This is a genomic window from Hungatella hominis, assembly GCF_014288005.1.
Lineage (GTDB): Bacteria > Bacillota > Clostridia > Lachnospirales > Lachnospiraceae > Hungatella > Hungatella effluvii.
Genome location: NZ_JACOPB010000010.1, coordinates 1 through 19,526 on the forward strand (window position 1 = coordinate 1; position 19,526 = coordinate 19,526).

Below are 19,526 nucleotides of genomic sequence, written 5' to 3' on the forward strand. Positions count from 1 at the left end.
CCAAGGGGCAAGCCCCTTTGGAATCCCCGGACAACAAAACAGGCGGTATGCTACCCTCTCCGGGAGCATACCGCCGTTTGTTGTCAGCAGCCCGTTTCTCGGTCTGCGTGTAGTTCCTTATAAACTGACCTAAATATTCAAATAAAAATCACTTAATATTGTACATGGACACCTGTATACGGTTTACCCTCTTTTCTTTGCTAATTCACTTCGGAGCTAGTGGTAAAATCATACTCTCCATATTGATGATGAAACACCCTTGCAATTTCCATTTATGTGTATAGGTACGGCATTGATGAAAGCTATGCTTAGTGAAAAAGGCTATAAGTGGACTTCATTAGCAGTATAAAAGGCTAACTATGCTCTGAGAATGTAAGAAGGTTGGTTTAGATCACATTTTTTGATATTCCTATTACAGCTAACAGGCAAATGGTGCGTGATGATATTTTTCTTTGTGGGAAAAAGTGAGGCGGGAACCATCTGCTGTAATGTGCGCTGGCAGCTTACAGGAGTGTCCATCGCTTGTTTGCTATATGATGCCAATAGTGAAAGGTTTCCAAAATCCCGCATATACTGTATCAAATCCCCTGCATGAGGTACACCATGGCGGACTGCCCTATTAACTCAGCCTCAGAGACTATTGCTGACTTTATCTACCGTAATGGAAGCCAGCAGCAATTTCCTGGTAATTCGGAAGATATTCCCTGTATGGACTTTGTAAGCACTGATTTCAGCATTATATATACCCCGCTAGATACCGTAGAACCCATATCACTAAGTAAGTTTACCTATTATAGTATCCCTGGACTGTACACACTGTTAGATAGTTCCAGCATGGAGGCTTCCGGCATTTTGGCAACCCATGCATCACCTGCCCTTAGCAATCAAGGGAGAGGTGTTATAATCGGCATCATAGACACGGGAATTGACTATACCAATCCTTTATTTCGTAATCAGGATGGAACTACCAGAATCTTGAGTATTTGGGATCAGAGCCTTCCAGAAGATAAAAGCCTCCTTCCTGCCGGTGTACCCAACCGCTATAATGCCAGCGGGGCAAGCTATGGCACAGAGTACACGCAGGAGCAGATTAACGAGGCACTGGAATCTGATAATCCGTTTGCCGTGGTGCCTTCTACCGATACCAACGGACATGGAACCTTTTTGGCGGGTATCGCTGCTGGAGGAATCCTGCCTAATCAGGATTTTACAGGAGCAGCACCGGAATGTGAACTGGTAATCGTCAAATTAAAACCAGCCAAACAATATCTGCGCGATTTCTATCTTATCAGTAATGATGCGGATGCTTATCAGGAGAATGATATAATGATGGGCATTAAGTACCTGCGTGTGGAGGCATACAGCCAGAGAAAACCTCTGGTTATTTTACTGGGAATCGGCTCCAATCTGGGCAGCCATGAAGGGACGTCTCCATTGAATGTAATGATTCAAGATATCAGCCGATATTTAGGAATGGCTACGGTAATTGCTGCAGGCAATGAAACTGGCCGGGGGCATCATTACATGGGGTCTGTACCGATAGGGGAAGAGTCCGTTGAGGTGGAAATCCGAGTAGGGAATGCGGAATCCCAACGTGGATTTGTAGTAGAACTCTGGGCCGACACCGCTGATACATATTCGGTTGGATTTGTCTCACCCAGTGGTGAATCCATAGGCCGCATTCCTATCATAGGCAGAAACGAAACCTCTATCCCGTTCCTTTTGGAACCCACGGTCATTACAGTTAATTACCAGCTGATTGAGACAGGCGCAGGCAAACAGCTTGTTTTTATCCGTTTTGAAGCCCCAACTAATGGAATTTGGAGAATACGCGTGTATAATACCCAGTATCTTACAGGGCAATTTAATATGTGGCTTCCGGCCCATACCTTGATTTCTGATGAAACCGTGTTTCTGACTCCCAGCCCATATACGACCATAACCCTCCCGGGAGATTCTCCCTCTCCAATCACAGTAGGAGCCTATAATCATTTAAATAACAGCATCTACATTCATTCCGGCCGTGGATATACAATAGACGGATTGATAAAACCGGATTTGGCAGCTCCAGGGGTTAATGTAAGCGGGCCATCGATAGGGCGAAGGAACCAAGACTCCATTCCCATGACTACCCGAACCGGAACTTCGGTTGCTGCTGCCCATGTTGCTGGTGCAGTCGCTAATCTTTTAAGCTGGGGCATAATAGAAGGACATAACATAGCAATGAGCGAAGCCACTGTCAAAGCATTTTTAATAAGAGGAGCAAAACGGAATCCAGCACTATCATATCCCAATAGGGAATGGGGATATGGGGCTCTGAACTTATATGAAACTTTTTTACGGTTAAGAGAAATAAGATGAATTATCTAAAGCATCAGATTCTTATGCATATCACGGATACGGGGGAACTTGATGGATATTTTGGCTGAGATGCTAAAAAATAGTCTTATCGGTGGTAAGGGATTAATTTTGAGGTAGTGGTGTGCCGCCACAAATACGCTTGCACCGTATCGGTCAACGCCTTTTCCCTTTATATTTCATGTAGAGGACGGTTGGCTCGATATGCTTTTTCAGAGTAGCCAATCGCTGGTCAATGGGGTTCAGCTTAACCCGTATATCCATCTGCCTCCCAATCATGGACGAAAACTTTTCATCAAGTCAGAAATGGCACGGTTCTTCTGAAAATAGTTGAACAAACCATAAGTACAGTTTACAAGGGACTACACAGGGTAGGTATCTGACGGGAGGTGTGCCACCCGTCAGATTTTCCATGTGATATTCAAGCTGTCGCTTGTGGCGGCTATGGTGGTAATCATTAAGTCCACCACCCGCCGCTTGTCGTCAAAGGATACATTCTCCCAAGTGTCGAGGTAGCCGGAAATCTGGCTGACCTGTTCCGGGCTGATGGCTTCCACTGTCAGCTCCGCTATCCTCGCCAGAAGTTCCTGCTTGCGTCCGTCCAGTTCCGCTATCTTCACATTCACATAGGAGAGCAGGACATTGTTTGCGCCCGTTAGACTGTCCACCAGCTTTTCAATCTCGCCGTCCACATGAGCAAGCTCCACTTGCAGGGCGGCGATTTTCGGGTTTGCCTTTGCCGCTTTCTTTCTGCCTGTCAATGTCTTGTAGCTTGCCAGCTTCTTTACCATCTGCTGATAAACAACCGCTTCCAGTTCCGAAGTGATTATTTTCCCACACCCGGCACAGCTCTTGTTATCCAGCCGTTTTGTGCAGCGGAGATATTGTTTCCCCACAGGATTGTTAATGCTCATAAGGGCATACCCACAATTCCCGCACTTGATTTTTCCCGCCAGCCATGTGTGGGTGGCTTTTCGGGCAGACTGGATTTTCATGTTGTTCATCAACTTCTTACGGCAGGTCAGCCAGATGTCGGAGGGGACGATACCCTCATGGGGAGCCAGCACCAGCATCTGGTCTTTCAAGTCGTTCTTCTTGCTGGGCTTCACATCCCGTCCTTGATACAGATAGCAGCCATTCATTCCCGTAAAATCGGCAGCGTCATTGACAATGACCGTCCCCTGACTTTTGAAAAATTCGTACACCTCAAGGTCTGCCTGCACATAGACGGGATTGCGTAACATCTGCGCCAGCGTGGGGCGTATCAGCTCTTTGCCATGGAATAAAATCCCCTGTTCCGCAAAGTAACGGGTAATGTCCCCGTAGGAGGTGGTGGGCTGGGCGTACATCTCAAACATCAGCCGGATATTTGCCGCTTCATCCGGGTTTACCACCAGCTTCTTTGTGTTGATACCATCCATCTTGATCGGCTCGGTGTGGAAGCCGTAGGGAGCCTTGCCGCCCATCTTGAAACCTCGCTGACTGCGGGAATAGTAAGCGTCCGTTACCCGCTTCTGTATGTTTTCCCTTTCAAGCTGGGCGAACACGATACAGATATTCAGCATCGCCCGCCCCATCGGGGTGGAGGTATCAAACTTTTCCGTAGAGGACACAAACTCCACATTGTACTGCTGGAACAGTTCCATCATGTTGGCAAAGTCCAGAATAGAACGGCTGATACGGTCGAGCTTGTAAACTACGACCTTTGCAATCAAGCCCCGCTTGATGTCTCGCACCAGTTCTTGAAACTTCGGACGGTCTGTGTTCTTGCCGCTATACCCTTTGTCTGTGTATTCCTTGCAGTTACCGCCTTTCAACTCGTATTTGCAAAATTCAATCTGGCTTTCAATGGAAATGCTGTCCTTTTTGTCTACCGATTGTCTTGCATAGATTGCGTCTATTCGATTGTTCATATTGTCGCTCCTTTTCTTAAAAAAGAAACGGAGCTGCTGACACCTTTATTATACCGTCAGCAGCCCCGCAAATCAACGATGGCTTTGGAAAACCTTATGCCCCGGCTTCCTCACTCTGCCGTTTGTCGGCATACTTGCGGAACACCTCATAAAGCTGTTGTTCCAGCTCCCGGCGTTTTGCCGCTTCCTGTTCCGGCGTGAACACCGGGGAGAGATTTTCCAGCGTGATTTCCTTTCCCTGAAAAGTTACGACTTCGGTTTCTTTCTTGTATCTGGTATGCTCCATAGTACCTCCGTATTTAATTTTTAAAGTGCAGTGCCGCCATGCTGCGGCGTGAAATTTTTTCTGTCATCCATTACCGTTCCTTTGTGTGCCGTTGCTGGTGCTTCAGTTCTGCCAGCACCTCCAGCGGGATACGGTCAACCAGCCGCTGAATGTTCTTTAGCTCGCTTTCCAGCTTTGCACGTTCCATCGTGCCTTTCATCTTGTCCTTTTCGCTGGCTCTGGCTCGTTCCTCCAGCTTTTCATTTTCTGCCAAAAGGTCATTTATCGTGACCTTGTATTTCTTGAGTTGCCCGGAGAAGTTCTCCATTTGCGGGAACCACTTTTTGAGCATGGCAAGGGCTTCCTCTTTCTTCTTCCCGGCGTTCAACGGATTGATACCGTCCAGCGTGGCTTCAATCGCCCTCGCCTGTTTGGAGAGGGAAACCGCCTGCTTGAACAGCCGGGTGGGGATATGCTTCCTGCCTGTATTGCTTGCACTCTCGCCACGCTCCAAGTCGGGGTGCTTCTCCACCATATAGGCGTGAAAATCGTCCTGCCACTTCGTCAGATTTGCCCTGTTCCCAATAATCTCTTTAGCACACAGGCGGTTGTCCTTTGTCAGCGGAACAAAGGTCAAATGCAGGTGGGGCGTCTTTTCGTCCATGTGTACCACCGCTGACACGATATTTTCCCGGCCTACCCGGTTTATGAGGAAGTCTGCCGCCCGCTGGAAAAACGCCTGTATCTCCTTTGGGGACTTGCCCTTGAAAAACTCCGGGCTGGTGGTAATGAGCGTATCCACAAAGCGTGTGCTGTCCTTGCGGGTGCGGCACCCCGCTTGTTCAATGCGGCTCTGAATGAAGTGGTAGTAGCGTCCCTCCGGCTTGACAATGTGGAAGTTATATTTGCTCCTGCTGGTGTCAATGTCGGGATTGCTGGCGTACTGTTCCTTTTGCCGTTCGTGGTGGGCTTCCAGCGGCCTTGCCGGGTTGCCCTTGTGCTTCTCAAATCGCAAAATTGCGTGTTGTGCCATAAACTCCTTTCCCCATTCCTTTCCTATCCGGGACTTTTCCACAGGGAAAATCCCGCCGGAATTATCTCTGATAGGATTGGAATGGATAAGATATGAATAAAATCTGTTAATCTCTGTATTTCTATCTTCCGTCCGGTTTTCGTACTTCAAGAGGATTGATTATCGTACTCCATGAGTGCGGTTTTCAGCCCTCCGGCGTACCATAACCGGATTTCTTGAAGTAGGTGTTTGATACCGCTTTATAGGATTTTGGGTAAATGCGGTTGGGTTTTCCACAGCCCTGCTTCTGTATCTCCACAAGCCCCGCATACTGCAATTCCCGCAGGGTGTTGACCGCCTTTTGCCGCCCGCAATGGAGCAGGGCGACCACCTCGCAGATTGGATAATACAGGTAAATGCGCCCGTATTCGTCCACCCAGCCGTTCTTGCGGGATAACTCCGTCCGGCGCAGGATAAAGGCGTACAGCACCTTTGCCTCGTTGGACAGAGGGCTGAATGTGGGGGCTTCAAAGAGGAAATTTGGGAGCCGTGTGAAGCTGACCGCTTTCTCCGGCTGATGAATATAAATCGTGCTTGTCATATCGTGTTTTGTGGACGGTTAGGGCGGCATTTTCGGGGGAGGACGGTACTTTATACCACCTGCCCCGTTTCCGCTCTCTGGAAGCCTTGAAAATCAAGGACTTTTTAAGCCCTAACTGTCCACAGCAGACCTCCTTTTCCGTTCACTTTCTGTTTTCTGCCGCCTGTGAACTCTGGCGGCGCAGTCGGGGCAGTATTTCCCCCGGTTGGACTTCGGAACGAACACGCCGCTACAGACCGCACAGCGTTTCAAATCCCATCCCCGGTAAATCTCTGCTTCCAGCGTCCCCGCCAGCGGCAAGACCGACCAGCGGAACCACTTACAGCAGACCGAGAAAGAAATCATCTGCGGGCAAGCGTGGGCGTCCCCGTCGTCAAGGGCGATACAATTCCCGTTTTCACAGTTACAGCACTCCCGCCGGATAAGGGCGTTGGCCTGTTTCCTCTGCGCCGGGTTCATGCGGTACAGGGAACCGTCCGGCCTGCGCTCCAACGGCGGCAAATCCTTGTATAGGTTATTTCTCATGTATCCCTCCGTTTTCCTGTTGCCGTTCTCCCCGAAAAGGCTTCCTGCCCCATTTCTGCGGCGTGTTCCGGCGTTGGTACGCTCCCCGGACTTCGGGACAATTTGTCCCGAAGTCGGCTCCTTGCGGTGCTTCCCCCGCCGGGGTATTCCTTTTCGGACGGTCATTCTGTTTTCAAGGTGCGGCTCATCGATGAACTAAGATAAGTCTACACCTAAATGACCGTCCGTCCCGTATATCCATAAAGTCGGAAATCGGCCCGGAAAACTCCCTATTTCCACGCTCTCGGAATTGTGGTAAAATAGGAAAGCACAAAGTGGAAAGAGACAGCTTGACTGGAGGAGGATAACACTATGGCATATAAGCCGATAGAATCACATGAGGAATATTTGAAAAACCTCGAACATTACAGAAAAATCAAAAAGAACGCATGGCAATCAATGACACTGGAAGAAAAGATAGATTTTTTTGATGGCATCCACACTGACCATGTACCCATGTTCGATGAAAACGGGAACGATACCTTATGGACGCTGTGGAATTATGGCGAAATATATAAAGAATTTATCCAACACCCAGAGATGTTTTCTGTTACAGATATTTCAAAATTTATTGATATGTTAGACGATGACTGCTATCAGCCCTCATTTATGGACGATACATTAAAGGTTATTCGCAGTATCATTCGGTTTCATGGAAAAAACGGCGCAATATATCTATTATCACATTTGCAGAACGTTCCCGAACAGGGAAAGGAATATGGGCTATGTGACAGTCTGCGCTATTTGATAGTGGACAACATAACATTTCCATATTTGAAAGAGGCGATAGCTTTGGCTGATGATTCCATACGGAATATGCTCTCCAGGATTTTACATGGAGAAATTTCAGGAGTAACAAGCCCCTTGAAATATGCCGAAGGAGTAGAACGAGAGAGAATCTGTGAATTGGAAGTGGTTATTTCTTCTACGTCGGAGAACAAATAACGAGTGGAATTTATGGTATGGACAGTAATGAAGATGATGAATACCTTTCAGACCCTAAAAACCTGATGCTGCTTGTGGTAGGAATGGTGTGGCAACGATTGAACAGAGATATTTTTAAATATATTGATATGCCTGTAGGAACGAAATTGATTCGGATATCGTCGAATGAATTTGAAATAGATACTTTTATGTTATTTTGATTGAATGGCTACTTCAAACTTACCGTTTATCGGGCAGACAAGGAGGGAGAGCATGGAACTATCCATACAAGAACGATTGAAAGACTTGCGCGTGGAGTGCGGCTTGACACTGGAACAGCTTGCGGAGCAGACCCACCTCTCCAAGTCTGCGCTGGGCAGTTATGAAGCGGAGGATTTCAAGGACATCAGCCACTATGCCCTTATCAAGCTGGCGAAGTTTTACGGCGTGACCTCCGATTATCTGCTGGGACTGTCCGAAACAAAAAATTACCCAAACGCCGATCTTGCAGAACTTCGTTTGAGTGACGATATGATTGAATTATTGAAAAGTGGGTTGGTGGATAATTCTCTCCTGTGTGAACTGGCGGCTCACCCGGATTTCCCCCGGCTCATGGCTGAACTTGAAATCTATGTGAACGGCGTAGCGATAAAGCAGGTGCAGGGCGCAAACGCCATTGTGGACGCTATGAGCGCAATCATTATGAAACGGCACAATCCCGGTTTGGCCGACCCGCAGTTAAGACAGCTAATTACCGCTCACATTGACGAAGACAGTTTTTGCCGCTATGTGATACAGCAGGACATAAATAAGATAGCTTTTGACCTGCGGGAAGCTCACAAGGACGATTTTTTCAGTGTCCCGGATGACAATCCACTGAAAGGATTTTTACAGACCGCAGACGAAGCCGCCAGAGAGGACAGCGACCCGGAACAAGCATCTTTGGCCTTTATCTGTAAACGGCTCCGACTGAATTTGAGGAAGCTGTCAGAGGAAGAAATAAAGTGGCTGAAAAAGATTGCGGAGAAATCGGACTTGCTGATAAATCCAAACCCACAGCGTGGAAGAAAATAAGAGAACGATAAATCAAAATTTAAAGGAAGCAAATAAAAATGAGAACTTACAAAATAGATACTTTTATTTTCCAAAGTAGTGATGAACACTATATAACAAGATTTGGTGGACAGCCAGATTGGATTGCATCCCCCCAATGGCCGGTTAGTCTTCCATGGGATAATCGTCCATTAAAATTTATAGGACAGATACGATTAAATGATTTTTATAGAGAGTTGAAAGATTTGACTTTAGCATATATTTTTATGACACAGCCAGAAGATGAGACTGACTCATTTTTTGACCCAGACATAATTTATCCTGATAAGGGAGAAAATGCGATCCTTATTCAACCTAATGGAAAAATTCCAGAATATATTCATACCGAAAATTTTTGTGTTGGTCCAACAGTTGATAGCGAGGCCATATGGATACCCCAAATAACTGAAAACGAAGAGATAGCCACCACGGAATTTAAACAAATAGATGTAGATAAATTTTGCGGTATCCCCGCTTTTTTCCAGAATAGTAAAGTTGAATCCGATAACATTCTATTATTGCAGCTACATACAAATTGGTTGCCATTTTATATAAACGCTGGAGGTGCTCCAACAATGTTTGCGTTTCTCAATGGCAAGAAAGATGGGGGCTTTATTCTGATTGAAGACATGTAACACCTATAATTCCTGTTTATTGGGGAGATAGCAAAGTCAGCCGAGCCAGTCAACGACAAGATGAACGGCGCATAAATGCGCCGCCGTTGACAGCCCCGCCCGTCTTTGCTAAAGGGTAATCAAGGTGGGAAAGCCCTAAAATGGCTTCCCGCCCATTTCAATCACGTAAAAGGCTTCGGCTGAATTTGAGGAAGCTGTCAGAAAAAGAAACAAAGTGGCTGAAAAAGATTGCGGAAAAATCAGAACTGGTGAGGAGCCCGGTCAACCAGAGGGGCAAGAAGCGGTAACAAGATGGCAGATTTTCCAATGTATGGTAGAATACAGATATAAAAAAAGTTTCGTGCCAAGTTGGCCCGAAGTAAAAATATGCCTTTGGCGGATAGGAGGAAAAAGAATGAATTTAATAGAGTTGCAGCAATATATAAGTTTAAGGCAAGGATACCAAAATTTTATTTTTATACTGCTAAGTTCAGAAATGTTTACGAAAAAAGGGACGGTTCGCAAAGACTGGCTACACAAGTTTTATGAACAAAATAATGAAGCTAAAGAAGCAATTTCGGCACCAAAGGAAGGTGCGTCCATAGAAGAAGGCATCGCAATAAAGGTTCCCAATTACGGGGCTTTTTACCTGATGTCGTACAAAAAAGAACATGTTAATATGGGAGATTACATAAAGGCATTGGCATTGTATAAGAAAATCATATTTGCCGAGATAATCGATGATAAACTTATGTTATCGGATAATAGCAAGTTTGACCTAAAAGATTGTGAAATTGACGCATATAACCCTATTCCTATTATTGCCAAAACACCTCATTGGTGTTAGTTAAAAGGTGCAGGTAGCAAAAACGGGAGAGGGTGCCAAGGATAGTACAAGCGGCTACGCCGCCGTTGACAGCCTCGCCGTCTTTGCTGATGGGTAATCAAAGATGGGAGCTTTCATATACGCCCTGCCTGCTGCTGAAATCAGCCCCGCATTTGTGGAAGCACCCGCCCACAAATCCAAGACTGTTTTCCTACCGTTTCAAATGCCCTTGCCCTATCCGGCGGCAATGGCATTTTCGCGGCGACGCAGACAGTGCGTATAACACACTACACTTTGCATGCAAAGTCGTGTGCCAAAAGGGGCGTTGCCCCCTTTGGATACCCCCACAACAAAACGGCGCTATGCCCCATGACGGGAGCATAGCGCCGTTTGTTGTCAGCAGCCCGTTTCACGGTCTGCGTGTAGTTCCTTGTAAACTGACCTTATGTGGAGGTTAAATATTGACACATACTATATATAGTGATATCATGAAAGTAGTACTGATTTGTGTGTGTTTATAAACCACATTCAAATGTTTGTTCCGGTGGTATCTATACCGGAAGCTAATTTTTAGACGTAAGCCTTTTATATGAACGAGCCAGGCAGAGTCTCTGTCTGTAAAGTAAGATATCAGAAATCCTTACGAATTTCTGATGTCTTATTTTTTTGCTTCCAAAAAGGAGAGTGGTAATTTAGGAAAAGATAATAAAAAATCAAGTAAACAGAGACAAGAAGTATAAGAAGCCTGATATCTGGAAAGAGAACAAATATGAGATCAGAGTATTTAATTAGGAGGATGTATGAGATACGATTACAGGAAGATTAAAACTGAGAAAGTAGAAGTCAAAGGTATTGTTTGCGAATTCTATGATATGAGAATCGACAGGGCAACAGTACCAGATGGAAAATATCTGTATGAGGTGGCGGGCGATGACGGCAGCGGGGCAGAACCAGCAAGGGTAGGAAAAGGTGTTCTGGTTAATTTTTATGGTTCCCTGATATGCAACCAACCACTATTGTTGAAGGAAAAAGTAATGTGGTTAGAAACAGGAGATTTTAAATATGTTTAAAATGAAAACCGGCAGATGCACACTACTGGATAGAACTTAGCGGAGAAGATTTCTCTGCTTGTAAGTAAGACATCAGAAATTTGAAGAAGTTTTTGGTGTCTTACTTTTTGATCAAAAAGGAGTGAATGGAAAAAGAATGAGAAAGAGCAGTCAATTAGATAGGGCAGGGACTGCCCGAAATTATGCCTGTGGAGATAGTAGATTGAGAGGTCGATGAAGCAGAAAATCCATTGGCTTTAGACAATGGAGAGTTCACTCTTAAAAATATATCAATCAAAATGTGAGGAAAATTCGTCACGTAAGCCACGAAAAAAATCATCAAAATTCGCATTAAAAATTATGGATAATGCTACTAACTCGCTAACTTTTATATTCATGCGATTGGTTTCTAATTTTGCATAAGTGCTCTTAGAAATATTAAGATTCATAAGATGCAATTTGGCAACAGTTTCATCTTGTGTTAAACCAGCTAAATGTCGCAGAAATTGAATGTTGTGGCCAATATCCATATCTGGTCTTAGTTTTTGCATATATAATCCCCCTGGTATGTCTGTAAGTTTCGCAATAACGAAATATATTCTTGATTTTATAACCATTAAGAATTATAATGTTTCGTGATAACGAATTTTATACAATGGGGTGAAAAATATTTATTTATGAAAAAGGCTGATATTGAAAGATTACTGTTTTACTACTTATGCGGAAATGAAACGGCAAAAGAAATGTCTCAAGGAAATAATATAACGTATGAGGAGTTCGATAGAATTACCTATATACTCATAGAGTTGAAATTCTATAATTTATTAATGGAATTTTGGGATGAATTTTATAATCAATTCCAAGAGGATATTGATAAGTCAGCAGAGGATTTTTCTGATAGCTTTGAACGTGAAATAAGCAGATGTGAAAAATGGCTATATCAATTTTGTAAAGAAGCACCAACACAAGAGTTACAAGGAATTTTAAAAGAAATATTTGATATATCATAATAGATATATCCAAAGATGGAGAAAGAAAGGAATTACGCCTTACTTTTTTTATGGAATATGAATTTACGCATTACCTATGAGATTATGAAGGAGAAGATGTCTCTGCTTGTAAGTAAGGCATCAGAAATTTGAAGAAGTTTCTGATGCCTTATTTTCTTGTATAAAAAATTAGATTTGACAAGCGACCATCGGTCGCTATATAATAAATGCGAAACAAGAAGCGACCGATGGTCGTTATAAGGAGGTATCATAATATGCCAAAAGGAATTATGCTTACACCAGAACAACAAGAAGAGCGCCGAGAAGAAATAATCAGTGTTGCTATGCAACTCATAGAGAAAAATGGATTCCAAAAAACTTCAATGAGGGAAATTGCGATTTTAGCAAACATGGGAAAGTCCAGTCTGTATGATTTTTTCAAAACGAAAGACGAGATTGTTGTATATGCAGTTGAGAAAGAAATAGAAGAAACAATTAAAAAGGTTCATAGGATTATTGCCGATGAATCCTCGCCGGAACAGTGTCTTAGAAAAATCATGCTGAATCATCTTGGAGTACCAAAGCAGTATCGAACGGTGCTGATGTGGTTAAATACAGAATCTGACTATTTAGAAGAAGATTATCGAAAGCGGCTGAAAACTGCGCGTTACGCATATCAGGATATTATAAAATCTGTAATTGAAAATGGAGTGAAATCAGGCGTCTTCCGTAAGACGAATGCCGATCTTATGACGCATTTGTTAATTAACTCCATTATATCAATCATTTACACATCCCGACCATCAGCCAGTCCGGAGAAAATGCTTGATGAAACAATGGATATATTTCTACACGGAATTATGAATGATGGAGGTGAGTTATTATGATTTATTATACTCTACCCTTGTTGCATAAACAGGCAACCCTTGAAATGGTCGGCGGAAAAGGTATGTCTTTATCAAAACTTTTGACAGCGGGTATCCCTGTGCCGGAGGGCTTTCATGTTACGACTACTTCATACAAGATTTTTGTTGAAAAGAACCATATTCAGCCTCACATTAATAAGTTGCTGGACGGTATTGACTCTAACAATACCAGCCAGCTTGAAAATGCATCTACGCAGATAGGGATGCTTTTCCATAATGGAGAAATGCCGCAGGAAGTATCAGATGCAATTAAAACCGCATATGCTGGATTGGGAAATATAGCGGTGGCTGTCCGTTCCTCCGCAACCGCCGAGGATTTGCCCGACGCTTCTTTTGCAGGCCAGCAGGAAACCTATCTTAACATACAAGGTGAGAATGAAGTTCTTGACGCTGTAAAGAGGTGCTGGGCTTCCCTATGGACAGCCCGCGCTATTGCTTACCGCGTGAAGAATGATATAAAGCAGGAAATTGTCGCACTTGCTGTTGTAGTACAAAAGCTTGCGTTTTCCGATGCGTCCGGCGTTATGTTTACGCTAAACCCTATCAATGGCAGACGCAGCGAAATGATTGTTAACGCCGCGTGGGGACTTGGCGAATCGGTGGTTTCTAGTTTAGTCACCCCTGATACAATCGTTGTAGATAAAGATGCTGAACGAATTGTATCGTATGAAGTAGCAAACAAAGAGATTATGACAGTCCGCAACTCAGATGGAACAGAAGAAATCCCAACTCCTGAACAGTTTAGGAAAAAACATGCTCTTACTCGCAATCAAGTTATGCGATTGACACAGCTTGGAAAAAAAATTGAGAAGTATTATGAAATGCCTATGGATGTAGAGTGGGCACTGGAAAAAGATAAGTTGTATATTGTTCAGGCTCGCCCCATTACTGTCCTACCGCCGGAATGGACGTTACCGGAAAAGGATGTTATATATACAAGAGGCAGTCTAGCGGAACACTTGCCAAATCCTGTTACGCCCTTATTCGCCACACTTGGGCTTGAAATAGTCAACCGTGCGTCGGCGCTTTTATGGATAGATATGTTTGGTAAAAGTGCGAAAAAGCTACTGCCAGAAAACGGAGCATATACGATTATTAACGGATATGTTTATCTTTCCGCTAATTCAAAGCCTCTTTTGATTGCTCTCAAATCCCTTTCCCCCCGATCTTTACGCCGTGCGCTCACGAACAGTGTTGCACGCTGGGAAACAGCACGAAAAGAATTTGAGGATGTGATTAAACAATGGGAAGAAAAGCCCATTCATATGCTGAATGCTCATCAAATAATGGAGGGGATTCAGACTGTATTTTATGGAGCGTGTATTTATTTCACGAGGATTCAGCTTACATTACCAGCCGCCTCTATCAGCGAAACATTATTTACAAAATTTTTTCAGGGAGCGGCTCGTCGCGCTGGTATAACAGATACTTCTGTTTTCCTGCTTGGATTTGATACGATTGCTCTGCAAGCCGAAAAGAACCTGTGGAGTCTCTCGGAATGGGTAAAGCAAAATAATACTCTCAATCTTTATCTGCAAAGTAATCCAACAGCAAAGATAGCGGAAAATTTTATGTCCTCAGTTCCGCCTGACGGAGTTTCGCTGGAAGTATGGATAGAATGGAAAAATCGAATCAATCAGTATTTTAAAGAGTTTGGTCGTACCGCTTATGAATTTGATTTTGCATATTCCACACCGCAGGAAACACTTACACCAACCTTTGAATCCATAAAAACCTTTGTAGAAGGCAAAGGTGAAAGTCCTTTTTTACGTCAATCCAAATTTGAAAAGCATAGGAAACAGGCAGAAGAAGAAATTTTACAACATATAGGTAGCTCACGCAAAAAACTGTTTTTGAAGTTGCTCCATTGGGCGCAGGAAACTGCTCCTATGCGTGAAAATGCTATTTATTTGATGGGAATGGGGCATCCTCTGATTCGCCGGATGTTTCATGAAATTTCAGCACGCCTTATACGTGGCGGAGCTACTTCGCATATAGATGATATTTATTGGCTCACAAAATTGGAATTGGAAAAACTCATAATACAGTTAGACGAAAATATACCTTTATCCGATAGAAGAAAATCGATACTTGAGCGAAAAGCGGAACTCAAAAAGTACCAGGGCTATGTGCCACCAGCTCAGTTACCTGAGAAGAAAGTAAAAAGCATATCACATGCACCACAGAAACAAAAAGATGGAAAAACCGTGTTGAGGGGTATAGGAACCAGTTCTGGTGTCGTGACAGCTCGTGCCTGCGTACTAAATAATCCGGCAGATTTTAAAAATTTCCAGCCGGGAAGTGTTTTGGTTGCCGTTACTACAACTCCGGCTTGGACACCCTTATTTGCCTCTGCAAGTGGAATTGTAACGGATATTGGAGGTCCTCTCAGTCATTCAAGTATTGTTGCACGGGAATGTGGTATCCCTGCCGTTATGGCGACACACACAGCAACGAGAAGTATTAAAAATGGACAAATGATAACGGTGGACGGCTCGGAGGGGACGGTGACGATTGATGAATAGAAAGCCGATTTTCGCTTTAAAGCTTGCTACTTTGGTGATTGCGTTAGGATATAGCTTAATTCTTCCGGTCATGCCATTTTACATGGAAAATCTAGGTGCTGGCGGCCGTGAGCTTGGATGGCTCACTGCCGTATATGCTCTGGCACAAACAGTATGCGCACCTTTTTGGGGTGCACTGTCCGACCGAATTGGTAGAAAGCCGATTATCAGCATTGGTATTATAGGATATTCCATCAGTTTGTTCCTGTTCGGTTTGGCTTCATCCTTTTGGACGCTATTTATAGCTCGCAGTTTATCAGGTATTTTGTCATCTGCTACGTCCGTTGCATCTTTGGCATATGTTGGAGATTCCAGCTCGGAGGAAGAAAGAAGCAAGAATATGAGTCAACTTGGAGCTTCAATGAGCGTTGGCGTAATGATGGGACCATTATTGGGAGGCATTCTTGCAGGCTATTCGCTTGCGCTCCCATTTTTTACAGGAGCCGGCATTTCATTTATTGCCTTTCTGCTAATTCTAACACTTTTGCCAGAGTCAATTGAGCGTTCAGGACAGACGGAAAAAAGAAAACCCTTTGATTTTTCAGACCTGAAAAGTATAATTTTTGGCTCAGCAGGAATGGTTTTGATACTTATTTTCGTCGTGCATTTCTGTCAAACAGGCTTGCAAGGAATTACGGGGCTGTATGTCGTAGATAAGTTTGGGTTTTCCACTAAGCAAGTTGGTGTTATTTGGATGGCTCTAGCAGGTATTTTGATTGTAGTACAAAGCTTTTTGACTGGTCCTTTATCAAAAAAAAATTGGTGAGAAGCGACTAATACTGATAGGTATGTTTTGCAAAGCCTTAGTAGCGTTTGCCATGGTATTGACAACTGGGTTTGTTAGTGTGTTGGTGGTTTTTGGCTTATTTGCGGTATCTTCTGCTATTACAGTACCCACATTAAACGCAACCCTTTCAAAAACTGACAATCAGCATAAAGGAACACTGATGGGATTTGCCAGTACCGCCGGAAATCTTAGCAAAGTTATTGCTCCTTTATTAACTGGGTATCTGTATGAAAGCAATATTGAATTACCATATATAACCACGGGAGGGATAGCCTTAATCGGAGTGGTTATCTGCTGTATCTGGATAAAAAATCAAAAGAATAAATGATGGAAGAGGACGTTTACTTAAACCTATAATATCCTTAATTCACGTCCCCAGACAATCTACAGTACATATTAACTGTCTGGGGTGTTGGCTATAAATTCAACAAGGTAATGATTTGAAAATAGAAGAATGCAAGAAGATACGAAATTGATAAATTTGAAATTATGGGGGTACATAACCATGAAAAAAATGATTGCATATTGTGGACTGGATTGTGAAAAATGTGATGCATATATTGCAACAATCAATGACAACCAAGAATTACGAAAAAAAACTGCGAAGCTATGGGCTGAATTAAATAATGCACCTATTCTTCCTGAGCATATTAACTGTCAAGGTTGTCGTGTTGACGGAATTAAAACCGTATTTTGTGATAATATGTGTGGTATTCGCCAGTGTGCATTAGAAAAGGGTGTTGCTACTTGTGGCGATTGTTTGGATTTAGAGACATGTCCCACTGTTGGAGAAATCTTAGAGAATAATCCGTCTGCTTTGAAGAATTTGAAAGGATAAATCTTACGAGCTATTTCAAGGAATGCCAACAAAAATTGTAACTGACCATGATGTGATAGATATTGGCGGACGGCAAATTAAAGTGTTGCATACACTTGGACATTCACCAGGGCATTTGTGTTTTTTGGAAAAAGACAAAGGATACTTATTTACTGGCGATTTGGTATATAAAGATATACTGTTTGCATACTATCCTTCTACTGACCCTGAAGTATATCTTGCTTCATTGAACTAACCGTGTGATTAACATAGACCACCAGCTATTGCGTGATACAGAGGTGGGTTACTATATTTCCACACCTAAGACTGGTATGCGAGGCAGGGAAAGGAATGGGCCCTCAACAAGTTGCATGGATTGGATCGGAATGGAAAAAAATCCGAGTATCGGCAGGGGTATACAAAATGGCTACCACTGTATGAATCGGATATTCTGATATCACACTACTGCTGTGTTAAGCAGAATGAGGAGCCGATTGCCCTGTATGAGAAGCAGACTGGACGGCATCCCATTTTAGCACTTATGGCAGAGGAAGCTGCCAGGCGCAAGGAAGCATATCTTCGTACTGGCTGTAATAGCTTTGAAAGCGAAAGGCCACTTAGTAAGCCAATGGGATTTTGGAGAGCACAGGATGTGCTCCGGTATACAGTGGAAAAACAGTTAGAAATTGCAGAGCCTTATGGTGAGGTGGTCGAAGTGGGGCAAGTTCCCGGTCAGATTGGGTTCTTTCCATCATGTGGGCCGTTTAAGTGCACAGGAGAACAAAGAACCGGCTGTCTGTTCTGTCCAGTGGGCTGTCATCTGACAAGCTTTGAAAAATTCGTAAGGCTGAAAGCATATAATCCCAAGCTTTATGATTTCTGTATGGAGGAATTGGGAGAGAAAAAGCTGCTTAGCTGGATAGAGAAAAACTATAGGAGAGGATATAAACAGATTTCATGATATTACACAGTAGAGAGGATATGAAGAATTGATACGATTTAGCAATCACATGGGATTGAATAGCTATATATAGATTTGAAATATTGACAAACACTATATATAGTGATAAAATAAACATGACATTGATTTGTGCCGCTTTTTTACTAAGCGCATTGGAATGTTTGTTCCGGGCAACCGGAAGCTAAGTTTTTCAGGCATGAGCCTAACATAAGAAAGCCAGGCAGAGAAGCAATCTCTGTTTGTAAGTAAGACATCAGAAATTTGAAGAAGTTTCTGGTGTCTTATTTTTTTGCTAAAAAAGAAAAGGAGAAAGAAAAAATGAACATGGAAACGCGTAAGACAAGTTTTGAAGAGAAGTTAAAGGAGAACTTGGGAGCGGAATATAAAGCGACATTTCCGCAGCGAATGGAAAAACAGGACGAGGAATTTCTCAGGGTTGGAGTCCAAAAATCCGGTGAATCAGCTGGAATTTGGATATACCTAAACGGCAGTGAGTTTCATTGGCTGGATAATGAGGAAGACATTCAAAGGGCGGTAACAAAAGTGATAGAAGAGTACAAAAAAAAGAGAGGATTCTTAAATGGTCCATATCTCACAGGAGATAGCTTTAGCAACGTAAAAAACAATCTTGTTTGTGCATTGGTCAATCGCGAAGACAATGAGGAAGTGCTGAAGTATATACCGCATATCAGATACTACGACATGGTGGCGTACTTCTTGATTTTTATTACGGTGGATGGAGAATCGTATGTTAGAACCGTGGTAAACGAGGATTTAGACCGGTGGGAAGTGGAGCTGCAGGACGTGCTGGAAACGGCAAAGTCAAATACAGATCTCAATCCACCGGTGATTGAAATGGTTGAAATTAAGGACTGGAAGGTGATATCAGCTCCAATAGGAAACACATTTGGTGAGATGCTCCAATCTATCAAAAGCCATCAGGAACAGAAGAACCCTATGTATGTGCTGTCAAATCAAAGTGGCCTGTATGGAGCCAGCAATATGATTGACAATCATCTGTTGGGACAGATTTCAGAGAGCTGCAATGACAGCCTCCTTATACTTCCGGTAGACATTCATGAGATTATATTAATTCCGTCCAGAAAAAATAGAACCTCTATTGCGGATTGGAAAGCTGTGATACATGCCTTAAATATTGAAAATAAAGGAGTGAAGCTTTCTGACCTTGTATATTTGTTTGACCGGGCGGATAAGAAACTGCATGTAGCAACAAATGATGATTTTCAGGCATAAAGCCTGGACA

Annotated in this window: 22 protein-coding genes and 1 pseudogene; 16 read left to right on the top strand and 7 right to left on the bottom strand. The window is 43.4% G+C overall.

Translation table 11 applies throughout. The features are described from left to right. Window positions 1-603 precede the first annotated feature (603 nt). Window positions 604-2,361: a S8 family peptidase gene (locus tag H8S75_RS19540; protein WP_187023052.1), complete on the top strand. Its 1,758-nt coding sequence runs from the start codon at window positions 604-606 to the stop codon at window positions 2,359-2,361. Window positions 2,362-2,759: 398 nt separating this feature from the next. Here H8S75_RS19540 and H8S75_RS19545 read toward each other — a convergent pair whose 3' ends face one another. The 5 genes from H8S75_RS19545 to H8S75_RS19565 form a co-directional block, all read right to left on the bottom strand. Continuing rightward, window positions 2,760-4,271 carry a recombinase family protein gene (locus H8S75_RS19545; RefSeq protein WP_187023053.1) on the bottom strand — a complete coding sequence of 504 codons (1,512 nt, stop codon included), beginning with the start codon at window positions 4,269-4,271 and terminating at the stop codon, window positions 2,760-2,762. A 94-nt stretch (window positions 4,272-4,365) separates the two neighbouring features. Next, window positions 4,366-4,557 (bottom strand): hypothetical protein, encoded by a 192-nt coding sequence (locus tag H8S75_RS19550; RefSeq protein ID WP_155560790.1) that lies wholly within the window; start codon window positions 4,555-4,557, stop codon window positions 4,366-4,368. A 70-nt stretch (window positions 4,558-4,627) separates the two neighbouring features. Continuing rightward, the gene (mobV, locus tag H8S75_RS19555) at window positions 4,628-5,569 is read right to left on the bottom strand and encodes a MobV family relaxase (RefSeq protein ID WP_155560789.1); all 942 of its coding nucleotides are present in this window, start codon (window positions 5,567-5,569) and stop codon (window positions 4,628-4,630) included. Between the two features lie 184 nt (window positions 5,570-5,753). Then, window positions 5,754-6,149, bottom strand: coding sequence for a replication initiator protein A (locus H8S75_RS19560; protein ID WP_187023054.1), 396 nt, complete (start codon window positions 6,147-6,149; stop codon window positions 5,754-5,756). 111 nt (window positions 6,150-6,260) lie between these two features. Beyond that, window positions 6,261-6,674, bottom strand: coding sequence for a cysteine-rich VLP domain-containing protein (locus H8S75_RS19565; protein WP_155560787.1), 414 nt, complete (start codon window positions 6,672-6,674; stop codon window positions 6,261-6,263). Window positions 6,675-7,025: 351 nt separating this feature from the next. Here H8S75_RS19565 and H8S75_RS19570 point away from each other — a divergent pair, with 351 nt between their 5' ends. From H8S75_RS19570 to H8S75_RS19590, 5 genes are all read left to right on the top strand, one after another. Continuing rightward, complete coding sequence (locus H8S75_RS19570; RefSeq protein ID WP_187023055.1) at window positions 7,026-7,658, top strand: hypothetical protein; 633 nt, start codon at window positions 7,026-7,028, stop codon at window positions 7,656-7,658. Between the two features lie 17 nt (window positions 7,659-7,675). Beyond that, entirely contained in the window at window positions 7,676-7,858 is a 183-nt protein-coding gene (locus H8S75_RS19575; RefSeq protein WP_118682422.1) for an immunity protein Imm33 domain-containing protein, read from the top strand. A gap of 52 nt (window positions 7,859-7,910) precedes the next feature. Beyond that, complete coding sequence (locus H8S75_RS19580) at window positions 7,911-8,711, top strand: helix-turn-helix domain-containing protein (RefSeq protein WP_187023056.1); 801 nt, start codon at window positions 7,911-7,913, stop codon at window positions 8,709-8,711. Window positions 8,712-8,749: 38 nt separating this feature from the next. Continuing rightward, on the top strand, window positions 8,750-9,364 hold the full coding sequence (locus tag H8S75_RS19585) for a DUF1963 domain-containing protein (protein WP_187023057.1): 615 nt from the start codon (window positions 8,750-8,752) through the stop codon (window positions 9,362-9,364). Between the two features lie 214 nt (window positions 9,365-9,578). Further along, window positions 9,579-10,190 (top strand): hypothetical protein, encoded by a 612-nt coding sequence (locus H8S75_RS19590; protein WP_187023058.1) that lies wholly within the window; start codon window positions 9,579-9,581, stop codon window positions 10,188-10,190. A 54-nt stretch (window positions 10,191-10,244) separates the two neighbouring features. Here H8S75_RS19590 and H8S75_RS33105 read toward each other — a convergent pair whose 3' ends face one another. After that, window positions 10,245-10,370, bottom strand: a complete 126-nt coding sequence (locus tag H8S75_RS33105) for a hypothetical protein (protein WP_256265362.1) — start codon at window positions 10,368-10,370, stop codon at window positions 10,245-10,247. Window positions 10,371-10,969: 599 nt separating this feature from the next. Between H8S75_RS33105 and H8S75_RS19595 the strand changes: the two genes are divergently transcribed. Next, the gene (locus H8S75_RS19595; protein ID WP_002591425.1) at window positions 10,970-11,239 is read left to right on the top strand and encodes an LPD28 domain-containing protein; all 270 of its coding nucleotides are present in this window, start codon (window positions 10,970-10,972) and stop codon (window positions 11,237-11,239) included. Between the two features lie 269 nt (window positions 11,240-11,508). On the opposite strand, the gene H8S75_RS19600 is transcribed toward H8S75_RS19595, so the two are convergent. Then, window positions 11,509-11,769 carry a helix-turn-helix domain-containing protein gene (locus H8S75_RS19600; RefSeq protein WP_002591426.1) on the bottom strand — a complete coding sequence of 87 codons (261 nt, stop codon included), beginning with the start codon at window positions 11,767-11,769 and terminating at the stop codon, window positions 11,509-11,511. A 126-nt stretch (window positions 11,770-11,895) separates the two neighbouring features. Here H8S75_RS19600 and H8S75_RS19605 point away from each other — a divergent pair, with 126 nt between their 5' ends. The 9 genes and pseudogenes from H8S75_RS19605 to H8S75_RS19640 all read left to right on the top strand — a co-directional run bounded on the left by H8S75_RS19605 (window position 11,896) and on the right by H8S75_RS19640 (window position 19,516). Next, window positions 11,896-12,228 carry a hypothetical protein gene (locus H8S75_RS19605; RefSeq protein WP_155560784.1) on the top strand — a complete coding sequence of 111 codons (333 nt, stop codon included), beginning with the start codon at window positions 11,896-11,898 and terminating at the stop codon, window positions 12,226-12,228. A 254-nt stretch (window positions 12,229-12,482) separates the two neighbouring features. Beyond that, window positions 12,483-13,094, top strand: coding sequence for a TetR/AcrR family transcriptional regulator (locus H8S75_RS19610; RefSeq protein ID WP_155560783.1), 612 nt, complete (start codon window positions 12,483-12,485; stop codon window positions 13,092-13,094). Beyond that, entirely contained in the window at window positions 13,091-15,658 is a 2,568-nt protein-coding gene (locus tag H8S75_RS19615) for a PEP/pyruvate-binding domain-containing protein (protein ID WP_187023059.1), read from the top strand. The genes H8S75_RS19610 and H8S75_RS19615 overlap by 4 nt, the downstream gene beginning before the upstream one ends. Further along, window positions 15,651-16,463 carry an MFS transporter gene (locus tag H8S75_RS19620; protein ID WP_243270368.1) on the top strand — a complete coding sequence of 271 codons (813 nt, stop codon included), beginning with the start codon at window positions 15,651-15,653 and terminating at the stop codon, window positions 16,461-16,463. The genes H8S75_RS19615 and H8S75_RS19620 overlap by 8 nt, the downstream gene beginning before the upstream one ends. 22 nt (window positions 16,464-16,485) lie before the next feature. Next, window positions 16,486-16,812 carry an MFS transporter gene (locus H8S75_RS32760; RefSeq protein ID WP_243270355.1) on the top strand — a complete coding sequence of 109 codons (327 nt, stop codon included), beginning with the start codon at window positions 16,486-16,488 and terminating at the stop codon, window positions 16,810-16,812. A gap of 177 nt (window positions 16,813-16,989) precedes the next feature. Continuing rightward, window positions 16,990-17,322: a DUF3795 domain-containing protein gene (locus H8S75_RS19625; protein ID WP_155560780.1), complete on the top strand. Its 333-nt coding sequence runs from the start codon at window positions 16,990-16,992 to the stop codon at window positions 17,320-17,322. A 4-nt stretch (window positions 17,323-17,326) separates the two neighbouring features. Continuing rightward, window positions 17,327-17,551, top strand: a pseudogene (locus tag H8S75_RS19630) (MBL fold metallo-hydrolase); the annotation flags it as partial. A 126-nt stretch (window positions 17,552-17,677) separates the two neighbouring features. Next, window positions 17,678-18,262: a hypothetical protein gene (locus tag H8S75_RS19635; RefSeq protein ID WP_187023060.1), complete on the top strand. Its 585-nt coding sequence runs from the start codon at window positions 17,678-17,680 to the stop codon at window positions 18,260-18,262. A 261-nt stretch (window positions 18,263-18,523) separates the two neighbouring features. Then, on the top strand, window positions 18,524-19,516 hold the full coding sequence (locus H8S75_RS19640; protein ID WP_243270356.1) for a DUF5688 family protein: 993 nt from the start codon (window positions 18,524-18,526) through the stop codon (window positions 19,514-19,516). The last annotated feature ends 10 nt before the right edge of the window (window positions 19,517-19,526 follow it).